Here is a 16577-nt window from a genome sequence, read left to right as displayed (position 1 = left end):
TGCTTACTCGTTTTTGGTATTTTTCTTACCAGTGCGACCATTAAGGCTTTTATTATCTACATCTCCATTACGTTTGGTGCGCTTGTTTTTCAGCTCACGACGCTTTTGTCGTTTGATGATAGAGTAGATACCGTCTCGTTTCTTGGTCTTCACTTTTTTACCTAGGAAAACATTTGTATCGAGACCTTTGGCACCGGCTATTGGGCTCCTGGAAAGTCCACTTTCAGCCTCTTTTTCTGGCCTATTTCCGAAAGCGAAACTCATTCCAAAACGGAAGTCAAATGCTTTTGCGTCGGGAACAGAGAAGTTGATAACCTGATCAACTGCCATGTACATTTGTACGGGTCCACCTTTGGCAGCAAAGGCAGCACCAACATTGAAAAACTGTTGAGGAAGTTTAGTTACACTAATTGATCCTGTAAAGGCTTTGCCAAATTTTTGTGTCACTCCGGCACCATACATCATTTTGATTTCACGTTGTACCCAGCGTGATCCAGCTGTTACATAGAAGTCTGTTTTTGGACTATAGTGATAAATCCAGCTACCACTTGCAGTAACAGGTAACCAACTTTTGTATGGGTCGAAGGTATCTGTTGTTTCAAATTTGCTGAAAAGCGAATCCTCAAGTGTTTGCTCGATATCGTCTAAGTCTTCAAGATTTACACCACTATAGTTAAAGCTGGTATCCGCAAGTGAATAGCTTTTGATGTTTTCTTTCCAATTTATGAAGCCTAAATCTACAATAGAGCCGGTGATGGTGTAATACCGGTTGAGCTTATAAGTTCCTCCGATATCAATAGCAAACCCCTTATTGCCATTCATGACTAAATGAGAGCCTAGGTCCCCTACAGTTTCATCGTAAATATCAAATCCTGAAGTTCTTAAGGTTGCCTTTTTCCACTCTGCATCTATCTGAAATGCTTCACCGTTTGAGTTAAGGATAGCTTTTGTTCCTCCCGGCAAACTTGCATTTGCAAAGCCTACCAATAGCTTAGTCCTGAGACCAACCGTAAGCTGATCATTTACCGGTGCTGCAATTCCAAGGCCAAACTCTCTAAAGTGACTTGCAGTAAGCCCGATTCTGGAGATTTTAACATCGTCATTTAGAAATTGACTATTCCCATCCGTAAAAACATACTCTACGAGTTCTCTTGGATACAGAAAATCAGCTTCTACTCGTTCATTGGCCACAAAGCTTAAAAGTGCACCGGATTTTAATTTATAGCCGAAATGGAGAAGATTTACTTCGACCTTGGTTGAAACCATATTTTGACGTTGAAGATTACCAATTATTTTAGGCACATCAATCAAAGTTCTTGTGCTTTCTACTGTAAAGCCCTGGTTGTAGCTAAACTTATTATTGACATTCGCATGAACACCCGATATCACAGGAAGACCTATGAAAAACCTGCCTTTTGGTATCAAGGATGGGTTGATCAAGTTATTTTGAAAGGTAGCATTACCTAGGTGCTGAAAGGATAAACTAGTCTGTGAATAACAGACTAAAGAGGTTAGGATCAATATGGAGGTGACGAGTTTCTTCATCTATAATTCCAAATTGAACTTGCCGCCAATTCCCACTTTTAGACTTAGGGTATAATCGGCAAGTATCTTTACATAGATATCTCTTGAAGTTTGACTGACAGGTGTATTTAATACCATAGTTATAATAACATGGGAAGCACCTTCGAGCAACTCGACCTCTTGCTGAGTCAGTGAAATGTCTTCCGTTGCTCCACTTGGGTCAGTTACTTCTCCATTTATATTAATCAGAGGTGCTTTGATTACAGGAATATTTGTAAATCGATCAAGCTGCTCTTGACTAAACTGAGGGTCGCTCGTGTCTGAAATTGGAAATAACGCAACACTGTCGGCATCCTGAACCTCCAGGTTTATTGTTCCATTGAAGGGCAGTTCATTATTAGTAACTAATCGAATGAATGCAGAGTCTACATTGCTTAAATCAAGTCCATCACCCAAACCAAAAGAACCTTTTTCTTCATAATCTTCCAGCTGGATTTCCATTGGTATCTCTAGTGCTACATAGGCACTGATAGAGCTTGAAGGCTGCAAATAATTTCCTTCGGTCAGGCTTTCAGGGTTCGATATTCCAGCCACATCAAAAATCAATCGTCTTGGTGATTGAGAAAGTAGGTTAACCAAATTGGAATTACCACGATTGATTTCAACGATGGTTTGAGCGATTTCACCAGGTGTAGTTGGTGTAGGTGTATCCAAATCTGATCCATCGATAACCGGGTCATTGTTGACAATACTTCCCGTTAAAAAAAACTGATTTCCTCCATTTCCATCATCACCATGTAATCCTGCAAAATCAACTCCAACGGGTACACCAAAGGTATTTCTGAAGTCAAAAGAAATGCTTGGATTACCAAAGGTAATTCCGGCTCTTTCCGTCTGAGTGAAGAAGTCAATTTCGATTGATTGATTGCCCACCTGGATCGTGTCTTGCCCAAACTTACCATAGATCAATCCAAAGGTCTGATTACCGTAGGTTAGATCAAAAGTTAGAGATTCTGTACCAGCCATTGATTGTCCGGCATTTAGAGTTACCTGAGCGTTCAAATCTATATTAATGACGTTGCTACCACTCGGATCTGTAAGTACCGTCTTATGCCCGATTAGTGAACTGGTCTGCATATCGGTACCGGTTCCACCAGCAGGGATATTGCCTGAAACAGAAATAGGTGTTCCTGTATTGATATTGGTTGTATTCGTAATTGTAAAAGTGTAAGCAATGTCTGCGGCGGCAATGTTAGAAGTAGTTGTAATCGTAAGATCTCCAGTTTCGTAAAAGATTGAATCCAATTCCTCATTTTTCTGAGGATCATAATTTGTTTGAAAGGTTTCAATAAGATTAACCACCACTGGTCCAGATGCCATTGGCATATTACTAAATGCTCCGCTATAATTGATGTCATCAATCTTAACCAACTCATCAGGGGCACTGTATGTGATAGTATCGAAATAAAGAAGAGTGAATAAAGAGGTACTGTCCTCTTCAAAGCTAAGGGAGTCACCCGTTTGATTTCCTATCAAATCACGCATGACATAGTTGGCCTCACCCAAAGGGAAGCTAAACACACCTGATATAGGTGTCACCTCTAAATTGTCAAACTCCAACTCACCTACGTTGCAGGATGCAAATAAAGATGCGGAGATTACTATAAACACAAATTTTTTCACCGCTGACAAATTGTTTTAAAGTTAAGTCTTATTGTATAATATTTTCATTTTTTCGATTAAAGCCTTCAATACCTTGAAGACCACCCGTGTGCAATATCACTATTTTAAGATTTTTTTCGAATTTATTGCTTTTAATCATATCCCAAACGGCAAAAAAGGCCTTTCCCGTATAAATTGGGTCTAATGATATGTTCAGTTTTTCTTTGAACTCATTGATAAAATCGATCAATACAGGATTCGTTTTGCCATATCCGCCAAAATGATAGTTGTCAATTATTTGATAATTAGTGTAATCAATTTGATGTTTTTTGAGCAAATCTTGTATTTCATTATGAATAAAATCTCCTTTTAGGCTACTCACCCCTATGATTTTTTTTCGATTTTCAGCGGCCTTTAAAACTCCGGCAAAAGTCCCGCCAGTTCCAATCGGGGTTACGAATACATCGAATTCGATATCAATTTCTTTTACAATTTCCTCACACCCTTTTATTGCTAAATCATTAGTGCCTCCTTCTGGTAAAAAATAATGGCCCGGATATTTGTCGATCAATCTATGGGGATGCTCTCTTAGTTTTCTAAATGCAGTGCGGTCAACAAACTCAAAATTCATCCCTTTCTCACTTGCGAATTTTAATGTTGGATTACTTTCCTTGTTTAATTCTTCTCCACGAATGATTCCAGTAGCCTTAAGGTTGTTTTCTTGAGCCGCAGCTGCTGTGGCCGCTATATGGTTGCTGTAGGCACCACCCATGGTAACCAAGCTATTTAACCCTTGATCGCGGATGGCGGCTAAGTTATATTTAAGCTTTCTCCATTTATTTCCCATCATTTCAGGATGAATCAAATCATCTCTCTTGATGTAAAGTGTAATCGCTTTTTCTACTAAAAGTGGGTGTGAAATTTTCTGAAGTGGTGTCGGAAGGATAGCCATCGCTTAAATTTACAGCCATGACCGATGAAGTGAACGAAAATGAAGAAGACTTATATGAGCATCATCATATAAAGGTGGATGCAGGACAGGAGCTCCTCCGCATAGATAAGTTTTTGATGGATCGACTTCCCAATGTGACTAGAAACAAGGTTCAGGCAGGAATAAAAGAAGGATTTGTTAAAGTGAATGGAGATGATGTGAAGCCTAATTATAAGGTGCATCCTGAAGATGAGATTTCAGTAATGCTTCCAGAGCCACCACGTGACGAGGATCTGGTCCCTGAGGATATCCCACTAGATATTGTACTTGAAGATGAACATCTACTGGTAGTGAACAAGCCGGCTGGAATGGTTGTACATCCGGCATATCAAAATTGGTCAGGGACACTTGTTAATGCACTTGCTTTTCATTTCAAGAATCTACCTGAGATGAAAGGCAATGATGGACGTCCGGGATTGGTGCATAGAATAGACAAGGATACATCTGGCCTGCTAGTTATTGCCAAAACTGAGAATGCGATGACGGGTTTAGCTAAGCAATTTTTTGATCATTCGATCGAGCGGACATACCATGCCTTAGTGTGGGGTGTACCTGAAGAAGCTTCTGGAACAATTGATGTTAATGTCGGGAGAAGTTTGAAAGACCGAAGAATTACAAGGGCTTTCCCAGATGGAGATTTCGGTAAGCATGCGGTAACACACTATGAAGTATTACAAGATCTGAGATACGTCTCTCTGGTCAAGTGCAATCTTGAAACAGGGAGAACACATCAGATACGAGCACATATGCGATTCGTCGGCCATCCACTTTTCAATGACGCCACTTATGGTGGAAGCGAGATTGTCAAAGGAACTGTCTTCACAAAGTACAAACAGTTTGTTCAAAACTGCTTTAAAATGATTCCCAGGCAAGCATTACATGCAAAGACGCTTGGGTTTGTTCATCCAATTACGAAAAAGAAGGTTTTTGTTGATTCTGAACTTCCTGAAGATTTTACGGCGGTCTTGGAAAAGTGGAAAAGCTATATTGATCACACGGATTAAAAAAAAGCCTTCATTTCTGAAGGCCTTTTGATTTAAGTTTCTTTCGTTACTTTCTTCAACTCTTTCAATGGATCGTCATGTTCTTTGTCTAATCCAACAATTTCAAGATTAATCCCTCGATACTCTGCATTTTTCTTAAAATCTTCTAAAATCTCAATAATATCTGGATGAATAAAGTGAGATCGAGTAGCATCAATAAAAAGATCTGTATCGTCTGGAATATGAGAAATGGTCTCGATGATACCCGCCTTGTTTAAGAAGGTCAAATTTTCTGAGAGCTCAAGTTTCAGCTTTTTTGTACCATTGTCTTGGATCGTTTCCACCACATATGGCTTTCTGAAGTTGTTGTAAAGTATTTGGAAAATACCCACTGTAAGACCCATCAGGATACCGATCAACAGATCGGTGAAAATGATACCTAACATGGTAACCATGTAAGGAATAAACTCTGATTTACCTGCATTAAACATCTGTCTAAACAAGGAAGGCTTGGCCAATTTATACCCTACCACTATAAGTATTGCTGCCAAACTTGAAAGTGGAATCATGTTAAGGATATTTGGAATAAATATGGCAGAAATTAGGAGCAGAATACCGTGAAATATAGCAGATAGCTTAGTTCTGCCACCTGATTGAATATTGGCTGAGCTACGAACAATTACTTGTGTAATAGGCAAACCTCCAATCATTCCTGAAAATATGTTTCCGGTACCTTGAGCGATTAGCTCTTTATTGGTAGGTGTAATTCTTTTATGAGGGTCAAGCTTATCAGTTGCCTCCACACATAAGAGGGTCTCTAGGGATCCAACTACTGCAATAGTAGCCCCGAGAATTAGTACGTCTTTGCGGAAAAGAGCTGATGGATCAAAAATTGTAAATTGATTGATGAATTCACCAAACGTAGCAGATACAGGCAAGCTTACCATGTGTGTATCATCAATGTAGAGAGAGGATCCCTTAAACAAGATATTAATAATTATCCCTGCAGTTACAACAATCAATGGGCCTTGTACGACCTGGAATAGCTTGATGCGTTTCATGAAAGGCTGTTCCCATAAAATGAGAATAACCATAGAAATCACAAAAATGATAAGCGCTCCTTGCTGGATGAAATCCATCATTTTGAAGAGCTCGGAAAATGTGTTTTCACCATCGGGCTGAAAAAATTCCAAATCGCCTTCTGGATCCGCATCATATCCAACTGCATGTGGTATTTGCTTCAAAAAAATGATAATACCAATCGCCGATAGCATGCCTTTGATTACAGAGGAAGGAAAGTAGTAACCTATGATTCCCGCACGTGCAAGTCCTAAAATAATTTGGATGATTCCGCTTACCACAACGGCAGCAAGAAAAATTGGGAACGATTCCAAATCCTGAATTCCAGCGAGTACGATCACAGCAAGTCCGGCTGCAGGGCCACTGACACCAACGGCCGATCCACTGATTAATCCCACAGCAATTCCACCGATGATACCGGAAATAACCCCTGCGAATAGTGGTGCACCTGATGCAAGTGCGATACCCAAACAAAGAGGCACAGCGACTAAAAAGACGACTAAACTTGCTGAAAGGTCTGATTTAAAATTGCTAAATAGACCAATTTTATTAGAGTCCATAAAATAATAAAGTTGAGTTGAGTAAAAATTTAAGTTGAGGTGTATTACTCTACCAACTTTGGCGGGGGTGTTTGAAAATCAATGAAGGGGGTGTTCCAAAAGCGGTCTTTATGGATAGCCAGCATGCTTTGATTAATCATTGAGCTTTCTGCTAAAACTAGAGATTCAAAACCGCTCGTAGTTTTTTCTTTTTCTTTTTCCTTGCTTTCTTCATGCTCCATTTCTCCATCGACCTCAGCAGATATAGCGTCGACATTCTCTACGATTGCAGCAACTTCGCAGAGCATTGCAGAGCAAAGTAAAAAAGCTAAAAATCGTATGAAAAAAAGTTTTCGCATGGATAAGTAGTAACAGCTAAATAATCAAGTCGTTCAAAAACACTGAGTGACTTACGTAAAGGTAGTCAAGCGGGTTTAGGCAGGAAAATGTAATAAGTTCTTTATGATGATTGGCTTTTAAATTCCAACAACTGATCAAGGTATTCGCGGTTATTGGCCAGACGTGGAACTTTATGTTGACCACCAAGCTTTCCTCGGGATTTCATCCAAGTATAAAATGTGTTTTGCGGAACTATGTGGACAAGGGGTTCTTGGAGCGCAATGTCTTTATATCGCTTAGCATCATAATCCGAATTAACTTCTCTAAGCTTTTCGTCAAGTAGCTTATTGAATCTTTCTAAATCGTTAGGTTTTTTTGTAAACTCAATGATCCACTCATGCCCACCCTTGTTTCCTTCGCTGAGATACATGGGTCCCGCTGTGAAATTATCGATTGTTGCATCCGTTTTCTTACAAGCTTCGGCAATGGCCACTTCAGCATTATCAATGATTAACTCTTCACCAAAGGCATTTATAAAGTGCTTGGTACGACCTGAAATTTTGATTCGATATGGATCAATGCTTGTGAAGGTAACTGTGTCACCAATTTTGTACCTCCATAACCCTGCATTGGTGGTTATGATAATGGCATAATTTTTTCCGACTTCCACTTCATCCAATGTTAATGTACGCGGGTTGTCGCTATCCAGTTCGCCAAATGGAACAAATTCATAGAAGATTCCATAATCGAGCATAAGGAGCATCTCCTTACTATTAACCTGATCAGTGATTCCAAAAAAGCCTTCAGAAGCATTGTAAGTCTCCATGTAACGCATATTGGGAGACGGGATGAGCTTTTTGAACAGCTCTTCGTAAGGTGTGAATGAAACAGCACCATGAAAGAAGACTTCCAGATTTGGCCAGATTTCGAGAATATTGTCAGCATTGTTTCGCTCTAACATCTTCTCAATAAGTACAATCATCCAGGTAGGTACACCAGAAATATTTGTGACATTCTCATTGGAAGTGATGTCAATCATTTTATCAATCTTCTCTTCCCATTCATCCATCAAGGCAATGTCAAGACTCGGAGTACGCACCATCTGTGCCCACCAGGGAAGGTTTTTAAGTAGTACGGCAGAAACATCACCGTAGTAAGAATTTGAGTTTTCATCAAATTGATTGATCTGATGACTGCCACCAATTACCAATCCTTTACCGGCAAACATCTTGGCATCAGGGTAATTGTTGAAGTAAATACTTAAAAGATCTTTGCCACCTTTATAATGGCAATCGTCAAGTGCCTCTTGCGAAACAGGGATGAATTTACTTCGTGCATTTGTCGTACCAGATGATTTGGCAAACCATCTTATTTCTGAGTGCCAGAGAATGTTTTGCTCTCCCCTCATCAACCGCTCGATGTAAGGGAATAAATCCTCATAGCTTACAATTGGTACCTTATTCTTGAAATGGTCGTAGTTTTCAATGGTACCAAAACCGTATTCTTTTCCATACTCGGTTTTAGATGCTTTTTTCACCATGTCCTCCAAAAGTTCATTTTGAACTTCATGAGGATATTTCATGAACAGCTCTATCTGATGAATTCGTTTCTTCATCACCCAAGACAATATGGAGTTAAGCAGTTCCATGGATCATATTTTCCTTTTTAGCTCGAAGTGCTTGCCAAGATATACTTTTCTTACTTGTTCATCATTCGCAAGTTCTTCTGCAGTGCCCGCTTTGAGCAATCTTCCCTCAAACATGAGGTAAGCTCGGTCCGTGATTGAAAGTGTTTCATTCACATTGTGATCGGTGATCAGGATTCCAATGTTCTTATTTTTTAGCTGCGCTACAATAGTTTGAATCTCTTCCACTGCGATAGGATCTACACCAGCAAAAGGCTCATCCAACAAAACGAAGCTTGGATCTACGGCTAGAGCACGTGCAATCTCGGTTCTCCTTCGTTCTCCGCCGGAGAGTACTTGGCCTAGATTCTTGCGTACATGCGTCAAGCTAAATTCTTCTAAAAGACTTTCACACTTTTCTTTTTGCTCCTGTTTACTGAGCTTGGTCATTTCCAGCACTGCCAGGATGTTATCCTCGACGCTGAGCTTTCGGAATACGGATGCTTCTTGGGCCAGGTATCCAATTCCTTTCTTGGCTCGCTGATACATGGGAAGTTCTGTGATGTCTTTCTCATCGAGATAGATATGACCTTCGTTCGGTTTGATTAGCCCAACAATCATGTAAAAAGAGGTAGTTTTCCCGGCACCATTTGGGCCAAGTAGTCCAACGATCTCACCTGTTTTCACAGTGACTGAGATGTCGTTTACGACCTTCCTCTTTTTGTATTTTTTAATGAGATGTTCTGCGCGTAATTCCATAAAAGAAGTGCAAGTTATGCATCAATTTTTACATCCTTGAGATTAAGAATGAGTGACTTGTTCCCTAAATAATTATTTTCTTCTAGGTGATAGGCAATGTGAAAAGGGTCACCAACTTTAATTTGATCTACCTTATCTGCCATTCCAAATCCAATAAACTCAAAAAGTTTGGTGCTGTTCTCGGCATGCACATAACCTTTAATGTGTTTGTCTTTGATCACTTTCGGAATGGTATCCACAATTACATTTTTTGTGCCAAAGACCGGCGACATATTTTGAGGGCCGAAAGGAGCCATCTGATTCATCACATTATAGGTTTTAAAATTGATCGCTTCAAGTGGTATTTCTGTATCAATTTCGACCTTTGGAATTAGCTGTTCTGGAAGGATTCTCGAGCTTACTACTTCTTCAAATTTGCTAATGAAGGCTTCTACGTTAGTGAGTGGAAGTGTAAGACCTGCCGCATGAGTGTGCCCTCCAAATTGCTCCAGAAGGTCTTCACATTCCGAAATGGCTTCATGAACGTCAAATCCATCAACAGATCGTGCCGAGCCGGTTGCCTTACCTTTTGATTCCGTTAAGATAATGGTGGGGCGATGGTAATGTTCGATGCATCTTGAGGCTACAATCCCGATTACACCCTTGTGCCAATCCTCCTTAAAAAGAACGGTTGATTTACGTCCCTCCTCCATTGCTGAGATCATTTCCAAGGCTTCCTCAGTTATGTTTTGATCAAATTCACGTCGTTCTTTATTGCGATCATTCAGGTTATCAGCGAAGGCGTCCGTTTGAGTAGAGTCACCAATTAAGAGGTTCACAGATTCTTTGGCATGAGTAAGTCTGCCGGCCGCATTTATTCTGGGACCAATGGAGAAAACAACATCTGTGATGGAAAACTGATTTTTCTTTCCACTAATCTCAATTAAGGATTTCAAACCAGCAGATGGTGCTTGATTTAGCTTTTTTAATCCATAGTGGGCGAGAATGCGATTTTCATCAACTATGGGTACAATATCACATCCGATGCTTACTGCTACTAAATCCAACAGCTCGAACAGCTTCTCTTTTTCAATGGTGTTTTGCTGGCAAAAACCTTCCAGCAATTTGAAGCCTACTCCACAACCAGAGAGCTCTTTATATGGATACCTGCAGTTTTCTTGTTTGGGATCCAAAAGTGCGAATGCGTCTGGCAGTTTTTTCCCTGGCAAGTGGTGATCACAAATGATAAGGTCAATGCCAGCCTCTTTTGCTTGCTTGGCCCTATCGATAGCTCTTACTCCACAATCCAGTGCAATAATTAGATCGAACTTGTTTTCTGTCGCGTGATTTATGCCCTTCTCAGATATGCCGTATCCTTCTGTGTATCGGTCTGGAATGTAAAATTCTAGAGCTGAAGTAAACTGCTTCAAAAACAAAAACATCAGACTTACGGATGTTGTGCCATCCACATCGTAATCTCCGTATATCAGGATTTTTTCTTTGTTGAATACCGCATCTGTCAATCTGTTAACTGCCCTATCCATATTGAGCATCAGGAATGGATCATGAAGTCTGGAAAGCGAAGGACGAAAAAACTCTTTTGCTTCGTCAAATGTAGTGATGCCTCGTTGTACTAAAATCTTGGACAAGTACTGATTGATGTTGATTTCTTTGCTGAGTTTTTCAACAATTTCTTTGTCCGGCTCGTCTTTATACACCCATCTTTTTTCCACAGGGTTGAAGATATAAAATCGTGACGCAAAATGAAGGATATTGCAGTATATGATGCCGAATGTTTATTTTGTGATCCCTAAGCAATCGTAATGAAGATAGCGCTGAACGAAATTTGGAATTTTTTGAAAATGGTCAACAGCAAAGAGCAAGGCTGGTCATATTCACTATGCGCTGGAAAAGTAAAAATAGACACCATTACTACTGAGACGATGCTAACGCTAAAAGATGACGACTCGTACGATACAGAGTTACTTCCATCTTTATTCACCTTTAGAGAGATTTTATGGCAGCCGGATGTATTTACAGAAGCATCTATGAGTATTCCTTCGTTGAGGATTTTGCAAGCATTTTGTGAGGAGGCGTGCGCAGAGATGGAAGAAACTCAAAAATATTCGAATGATATATATATTCCGCTGGTAAGAGGCATAGGCAATTGTAGTGGCAAGGCAATGAAAGCTTTGGAGAAAGAGAAGGCTGATGTAAAAAAAATTCTAGGGGATTTCAGAACCTGTGCTTTCCCAATTGTCAAATTTTTTATCTACCATCCAAAGAATAGAATCGATTATTTTCAAGACGCTCAAAATAGACTCAATTATGCCGTTAAAATTATGCTCACTCAGTTTTACGGCAGGTATACAGAGCTGGAAGATCCCTATTGGAAGGTTTCTTTTTCAAAATCCAGACAAAAAAAAGAACCGGAAACTAAGCCGGAGGAACAATAATTTTGCATTTCCAGTTTAGCTTGAATAATGCCTGATAAGTCTCATCATGAATTGCCTGATCGCCGAAGGTTTCTTATACGAAACCTATTAAGAGGATTTTTATGGTTAGCTGTCATCGTCATAGGCTTCATCTACTTAAGGAAGAACTATGATTTTAGTATGGAGACTGTGCTTGGGCCGGTTTATGATCAGCCTACCATTGTGTATTTCATTTTCTTGGCTTCAGAGGTAATTTTTGGAATTATCCCACCAGAATTTTTCATGATTTGGTCACTGAGAAATGAGGTTCTCATGGCTTATATCAACAATATAATGGCGCTTTCGGTGATCTCCTATCTGGCAGGTATAATTGGGTTCGGCATTGGAGCTTATTTGAAAAACACCCGTTTCTATCGCATTATGAAATATCGTGTGTTTGGAAAATTTGAAAAGCATTTAAACAATTATGGTGGTTTTTTGGTCGTAGTAGCGGCCCTGACTCCATTGCCGTTTTCTGGTATCGCGATGCTGGTGGGTTCAGTGCATTATTCATTTAAAAAATATCTATGGTTTTCTCTATTCCGATTTCTGCGATTCATTGCGTACGGAATAGTGATTTGGGAAGCCAACATCTTCTAGAGGCAGATGACTAAAAAAAAGGGAGTATTATTGGTAAATCTGGGAACACCAGATTCGACAGCAGTTTCTGATGTTAGGAAATATCTGCGTGAATTTTTGATGGACAAGCGTGTCATTGACATTCCCGCTTTCCCACGATTTCTTTTGGTAAATGGTATCATAGCTCCATTCCGATCTCCAAAGTCAGCGGCGGAGTATCGTAAACTTTGGGATGAACGAGGCTCACCATTGAAGTATTACACGGAAGACATCACGGAACTTTTAGCAAAGAAGCTTTCAGAAGACTATTCTGTGAAGTTTGCCATGCGTTATCAAAACCCCTCGCTCACATCTGTTTTAGAAGAATTTCAAAAGGAAGAGGTAGCTACTTTACACGTAATTCCATTGTTCCCTCAATACGCTTCTGCAACTACCGGCTCAGTGATTGACAAGGTGATGGAGATCACCAAAAAGTGGCAGATCATTCCGGAAATCAGGTTCACCTCACAGTTTTTGGAAGAAGAGCTTTTTATCGAGACCATCTGCGATCAAGGTAGGAAGTTGATGGAAAATGAATCCTATGATCATTTCTTGTTTAGCTATCATGGCTTACCAGAGAGACAAATACGAAAAGGCTCGTATGAAGATTATTGCCAGTTGGGAAGTTGCTGCTCTACCCTCAATGAGCACAACAGATATTGCTACCGAGCGCAGTGCTTCGAGACAACACGAATGGTCACCAAGAAACTTGGCATAAGCGAGGAAAATTATACCGTATGTTTTCAGTCCAGGCTTGGAAAAGATCCATGGGTAAAACCTTACACTGAGGATGTGCTTCAGGAACTAGCAAAAAATGGTAAAAAGAAAGTACTGGCATTCTCACCGGCATTTGTTTCAGATTGTCTGGAGACAACCATCGAAGTGGGGCAAGAGTACCATGAAAACTTTATTGAAGCCGGAGGTGAAAAATGGGATTTGGTGCCAAGTTTAAATGCAGAAGATAAGTGGGTGGAATGTTTAAAGGTTATAGTGGAGAGCTAGCCTTTCAAAAACTCCTCTTCATCTTCCTCATCCCATTCAAAATCAAAGCTTGATACCTTCTGCTCTACCCGTTGCATATTCCAATAAAGTACTACCCAAAGTGAGCAAAAAATGACGATGATGCTCAGAATGAAAAGTGTTCCTCCATCATCATTTACAATAAAGCCAAGCTTGGTGAAATGTAAAAAGTTTGCTGCGCTAATGATGCTGAGTGAGATGATTGCTCCGAGTATGTAATAGTTGGTGATAAGTAAAAGGACAGAGACTGTTTCAATACTCGCAATCAAATAACGGCCTGCTGGCTCCCATCCGATTTGCTCAAAGATCCACTTGCTTTCTTCTGCGCCGCTAAACTTAAATGGTAGGGTTTGAGCTAGAATTAGCGCTATTATTAACCGAGGAATGATATGTATCAAATCCTTGGTCTGAAACGAATGGAAAATTGGTTTTACTTTCATGCAGTTTCTGGCTGATAAAGCTTAGCAAGCTTCTCAACCGCATAATCCACTTCCTCTAATGTATTGTATTTGGAGAAAGAAAAGCGAATTGCACCACGATTTTGATCTCTATTTAGCTCCGCCAAGACATGTGACCCAATGCTTGAACCACTACTACATGCACTACCTCCCGAAGCAGACACTCCTTCAATGTCAAGATTAAAGAGTAGCATATCATTGTCATCATTTGGAGGGAGACACACATTTAGGACAGTATACAAGCTCTGATCCAAATCACCAGATACACCATTGAAAGCCAAGCCATCTATGGCTGATTTCATTTTCTCAATCATACGTGTTTTCAATCCCTCTATGTGCTTTCTATGAGATTCCATTTCCGAATAAGCTATTTCCATCGCTTTGGCCAGACCTACGATTCCATAGACATTCTCCGTCCCACCACGCATATTACGTTCTTGTGCGCCACCATGGATCAATGGATGGATTTTGTTTTCATGATTGATATAAAGAAAGCCTATGCCTTTAGGTCCGTGAAACTTGTGTGCTGAGCCAACTGCAAAATCCAGGTTCAGCTTTTGCATGTCATGGGTATAGTGAGCCATGCTTTGTACCGTGTCCGAATGGAAGCATGCGTCGTGAGTTCTGCACATTTCGCCCACACGCTCAATATCCAGCAAATTGCCAATTTCATTGTTGGCATGCATCAGGGTAACGAGCGAATTGGAATTCTTTTTGAGTAAATCTTCTAAATGGTCGTAATCAACCTGGCCATCATCATTTAAGTTGATGTAGCTGACCTTAATTCCTTCCTTTTCAAGCGCTTCAACTGTGTGGAGCACAGCATGATGCTCTATTTTGCTCGAAATGATGTGCTTAATTGATTTATCACTTACTGTGCATCTGATAGCCGTATTATCAGCTTCTGTTCCTCCGGAAGTAAAGAAGATTTCTGAAGGCGCCGCATTCAATAGATCTGCTACCTTTTTTCTAGACCTTTCAATGGCGGTACGCACTTGTCTGCCGTGCGAATGAATGGATGAAGGATTACCATAATGCTCAAGCATATAAGGCTTCATAGCCTCAAAAACATCCAAGTCGATTGCTGTAGTAGCAGCGTTATCAAAATACACTTTCATAACTAGTAGGTTTTAGCCGGAAATTACTTCCTTGATGTCCATTATCAGTTTTTTGGCCAAATGCTCAGCTGTATTCTGACTTTCAGACTCTGCAAAAATACGAATAATCGGCTCAGTATTCGACTTTCGTAATTGCACCCACTCTTTATCAAATTCAATCTTTACGCCATCCACCAGGTTGATAGGCTGACCTTTGTATTTTTCCTTGATTGCCTCAAGCACACCATCCACGTTTATGTCCGGTGTAAGCTCGATTTTGTTCTTGGATATGTGATAGTTTGGATAGGTCGCTCGAAGCATGGACGTACTCTTTCCAAAATTGGCGAGGTGTGTCAGAAACAGTGCAACGCCTGCTAGCGCGTCTCTTCCGTAATGCAAGTCCGGCACAATTACCCCACCATTGCCTTCACCACCAATCACGGCTTTAGTTTCTTTCATTTTGGCCACTACGTGTACTTCACCTACCGCAGAAGCATTGTATTCGCATCCGTGCTTTTCTGTAATGTCACGAAGTGCTCGCGTAGAAGAAAGGTTAGAAACTGTGTTTCCTTTTTTCTTGGATAGCACATAATCTGCTACAGCTACGAGTGTATATTCTTCCCCGAATGGCTCTCCATTTTCGCAAATCAATGCGAGGCGATCTACATCCGGGTCAACAACTACACCCAGGTCATAATTGCCATTTTCCAATTCGCTACAGATTTGCTGAAGGTTCTCAGGAAGTGGCTCAGGATTGTGCGGGAAATTTCCGGTTGGTTCGCAGAATAGCTCTTTTACCTCTACTCCCATTTGCCTAAGGAGTGGAACGATTGAAACACCACCTGTGCTATTCACTGCATCAACAACAACCTTAAATCCGGCAGCTTTGATCACTTCTACATCTACCAATGGATGTTTAAGTACTTGCTCTATGTGATGATCGATGTAAAAATCGTTCGTGGTAAGCTTGCCAAACTTATGAGATGGGGCAAACTCAATGTCTTTAGATTCGGAGTAGTCAAGTACTTTTTTGCCTTCTTCTGCGGAAATGAATTCTCCTTTGTCGTTGAGCAATTTCAGAGCATTCCAGCCTGCAGGATTGTGACTGGCCGTCAGGATAATACCTCCTTGTGCCTTTTCAGCGAGCACTGCCATTTCTACCGTTGGAGTGGTGCTCAATCCTAAGTCTACCACGTCTATTCCCTGATTCACCAAGGTATTGGCAACCAATTGAGTAAACGAAGTACCTGACGGTCGAGCATCTCTGCCGATGATGACTTTTGGTTTCTTGTGGGCGTCTTTGAGCCAGGCACCATAGCCTGCAGCAAACTTGACGACATCCAAGGGCGATAGATTATCTCCGGCTTTTCCTCCTATCGTTCCACGCAGGCCGGATATTGATTTGATTAGTGTCAAAGCGTTCTAGTGTT

Annotated in this window: 15 protein-coding genes; 4 read left to right on the top strand and 11 right to left on the bottom strand. The window is 40.5% G+C overall.

Going from position 1 to position 16577, the window contains the following annotated elements:
* Window positions 1–3 precede the first annotated feature (3 nt).
* Genes ACL8WY_RS08775 through ACL8WY_RS08765 form a run of 3 tightly spaced genes read right to left on the bottom strand, consistent with a single transcriptional unit; the run spans window position 4 to window position 4138 of the window.
* Complete coding sequence (locus tag ACL8WY_RS08775) at window positions 4–1545, bottom strand: DUF5723 family protein (protein ID WP_436514327.1); 1542 nt, start codon at window positions 1543–1545, stop codon at window positions 4–6.
* Window positions 1546–3207 (bottom strand): hypothetical protein, encoded by a 1662-nt coding sequence (locus ACL8WY_RS08770; protein WP_436514326.1) that lies wholly within the window; start codon window positions 3205–3207, stop codon window positions 1546–1548. It abuts the gene before it with no gap.
* Window positions 3208–3235: 28 nt separating this feature from the next.
* On the bottom strand, window positions 3236–4138 hold the full coding sequence (locus tag ACL8WY_RS08765; protein ID WP_436514325.1) for a 1-aminocyclopropane-1-carboxylate deaminase/D-cysteine desulfhydrase: 903 nt from the start codon (window positions 4136–4138) through the stop codon (window positions 3236–3238).
* Window positions 4139–4155: 17 nt separating this feature from the next.
* Between ACL8WY_RS08765 and ACL8WY_RS08760 the strand changes: the two genes are divergently transcribed.
* Window positions 4156–5181, top strand: coding sequence for an RluA family pseudouridine synthase (locus ACL8WY_RS08760; RefSeq protein ID WP_436514324.1), 1026 nt, complete (start codon window positions 4156–4158; stop codon window positions 5179–5181).
* Window positions 5182–5213: 32 nt separating this feature from the next.
* Here ACL8WY_RS08760 and ACL8WY_RS08755 read toward each other — a convergent pair whose 3' ends face one another.
* The 5 genes from ACL8WY_RS08755 to recJ form a co-directional block, all read right to left on the bottom strand.
* Window positions 5214–6800 carry a SulP family inorganic anion transporter gene (locus tag ACL8WY_RS08755; protein ID WP_436514323.1) on the bottom strand — a complete coding sequence of 529 codons (1587 nt, stop codon included), beginning with the start codon at window positions 6798–6800 and terminating at the stop codon, window positions 5214–5216.
* Window positions 6801–6844: 44 nt separating this feature from the next.
* Window positions 6845–7138, bottom strand: coding sequence for a hypothetical protein (locus ACL8WY_RS08750; protein ID WP_436514322.1), 294 nt, complete (start codon window positions 7136–7138; stop codon window positions 6845–6847).
* Window positions 7139–7239: 101 nt separating this feature from the next.
* Window positions 7240–8766: a GH3 auxin-responsive promoter family protein gene (locus tag ACL8WY_RS08745; RefSeq protein WP_436514321.1), complete on the bottom strand. Its 1527-nt coding sequence runs from the start codon at window positions 8764–8766 to the stop codon at window positions 7240–7242.
* 3 nt (window positions 8767–8769) lie between these two features.
* Entirely contained in the window at window positions 8770–9501 is a 732-nt protein-coding gene (lptB, locus tag ACL8WY_RS08740) for an LPS export ABC transporter ATP-binding protein (protein WP_436514320.1), read from the bottom strand.
* 14 nt (window positions 9502–9515) lie between these two features.
* On the bottom strand, window positions 9516–11213 hold the full coding sequence (gene recJ / locus ACL8WY_RS08735; protein WP_436514319.1) for a single-stranded-DNA-specific exonuclease RecJ: 1698 nt from the start codon (window positions 11211–11213) through the stop codon (window positions 9516–9518).
* 90 nt (window positions 11214–11303) lie between these two features.
* Here recJ and ACL8WY_RS08730 point away from each other — a divergent pair, with 90 nt between their 5' ends.
* Genes ACL8WY_RS08730 through hemH form a run of 3 tightly spaced genes read left to right on the top strand, consistent with a single transcriptional unit; the run spans window position 11304 to window position 13574 of the window.
* Window positions 11304–11936 carry a hypothetical protein gene (locus ACL8WY_RS08730; protein ID WP_436514318.1) on the top strand — a complete coding sequence of 211 codons (633 nt, stop codon included), beginning with the start codon at window positions 11304–11306 and terminating at the stop codon, window positions 11934–11936.
* Window positions 11937–11963: 27 nt separating this feature from the next.
* Window positions 11964–12554, top strand: a complete 591-nt coding sequence (locus tag ACL8WY_RS08725; RefSeq protein ID WP_436514317.1) for a VTT domain-containing protein — start codon at window positions 11964–11966, stop codon at window positions 12552–12554.
* Between the two features lie 6 nt (window positions 12555–12560).
* The gene (gene hemH / locus ACL8WY_RS08720) at window positions 12561–13574 is read left to right on the top strand and encodes a ferrochelatase (protein WP_436514316.1); all 1014 of its coding nucleotides are present in this window, start codon (window positions 12561–12563) and stop codon (window positions 13572–13574) included.
* On the opposite strand, the gene ACL8WY_RS08715 is transcribed toward hemH, so the two are convergent.
* From ACL8WY_RS08715 to glmM, 3 genes are read right to left on the bottom strand one after another with little or no spacing between them, the layout of a single operon-like run.
* Window positions 13571–14032: a DoxX family protein gene (locus tag ACL8WY_RS08715; RefSeq protein WP_436514315.1), complete on the bottom strand. Its 462-nt coding sequence runs from the start codon at window positions 14030–14032 to the stop codon at window positions 13571–13573. The genes hemH and ACL8WY_RS08715 overlap by 4 nt on opposite strands.
* Entirely contained in the window at window positions 14029–15168 is a 1140-nt protein-coding gene (locus tag ACL8WY_RS08710) for a cysteine desulfurase family protein (RefSeq protein WP_436514314.1), read from the bottom strand. Before ACL8WY_RS08710 ends, ACL8WY_RS08715 begins: the two co-directional genes overlap by 4 nt.
* 12 nt (window positions 15169–15180) lie before the next feature.
* On the bottom strand, window positions 15181–16563 hold the full coding sequence (gene glmM, locus ACL8WY_RS08705) for a phosphoglucosamine mutase (protein WP_436514313.1): 1383 nt from the start codon (window positions 16561–16563) through the stop codon (window positions 15181–15183).
* Window positions 16564–16577: the final 14 nt, after the last annotated feature.

It is taken from the genome of Ekhidna algicida (assembly GCF_051379705.1).
GTDB lineage: Bacteria > Bacteroidota > Bacteroidia > Cytophagales > Cyclobacteriaceae > Ekhidna.
The sequence above is the reverse complement of the archived record's forward strand: the minus strand, read 5'-3'. Positions and strand labels throughout refer to the sequence as shown.

Coding starts and splice junctions, on each gene's coding strand:
- ACL8WY_RS08775 (WP_436514327.1), bottom strand. CDS start 1,545: ATGAAGAAACTCGTCACCTCCATATTGATCCTAACCTCTTTAGTCTGT.
- ACL8WY_RS08765 (WP_436514325.1), bottom strand. CDS start 4,138: ATGGCTATCCTTCCGACACCACTTCAGAAAATTTCACACCCACTTTTA.
- ACL8WY_RS08760 (WP_436514324.1), top strand. CDS start 4,156: ATGACCGATGAAGTGAACGAAAATGAAGAAGACTTATATGAGCATCAT.
- ACL8WY_RS08755 (WP_436514323.1), bottom strand. CDS start 6,800: ATGGACTCTAATAAAATTGGTCTATTTAGCAATTTTAAATCAGACCTT.
- ACL8WY_RS08750 (WP_436514322.1), bottom strand. CDS start 7,138: ATGCGAAAACTTTTTTTCATACGATTTTTAGCTTTTTTACTTTGCTCT.
- ACL8WY_RS08745 (WP_436514321.1), bottom strand. CDS start 8,766: ATGGAACTGCTTAACTCCATATTGTCTTGGGTGATGAAGAAACGAATT.
- lptB (WP_436514320.1), bottom strand. CDS start 9,501: ATGGAATTACGCGCAGAACATCTCATTAAAAAATACAAAAAGAGGAAG.
- ACL8WY_RS08730 (WP_436514318.1), top strand. CDS start 11,304: ATGAAGATAGCGCTGAACGAAATTTGGAATTTTTTGAAAATGGTCAAC.
- ACL8WY_RS08725 (WP_436514317.1), top strand. CDS start 11,964: ATGCCTGATAAGTCTCATCATGAATTGCCTGATCGCCGAAGGTTTCTT.
- hemH (WP_436514316.1), top strand. CDS start 12,561: ATGACTAAAAAAAAGGGAGTATTATTGGTAAATCTGGGAACACCAGAT.
- ACL8WY_RS08715 (WP_436514315.1), bottom strand. CDS start 14,032: ATGAAAGTAAAACCAATTTTCCATTCGTTTCAGACCAAGGATTTGATA.
- ACL8WY_RS08710 (WP_436514314.1), bottom strand. CDS start 15,168: ATGAAAGTGTATTTTGATAACGCTGCTACTACAGCAATCGACTTGGAT.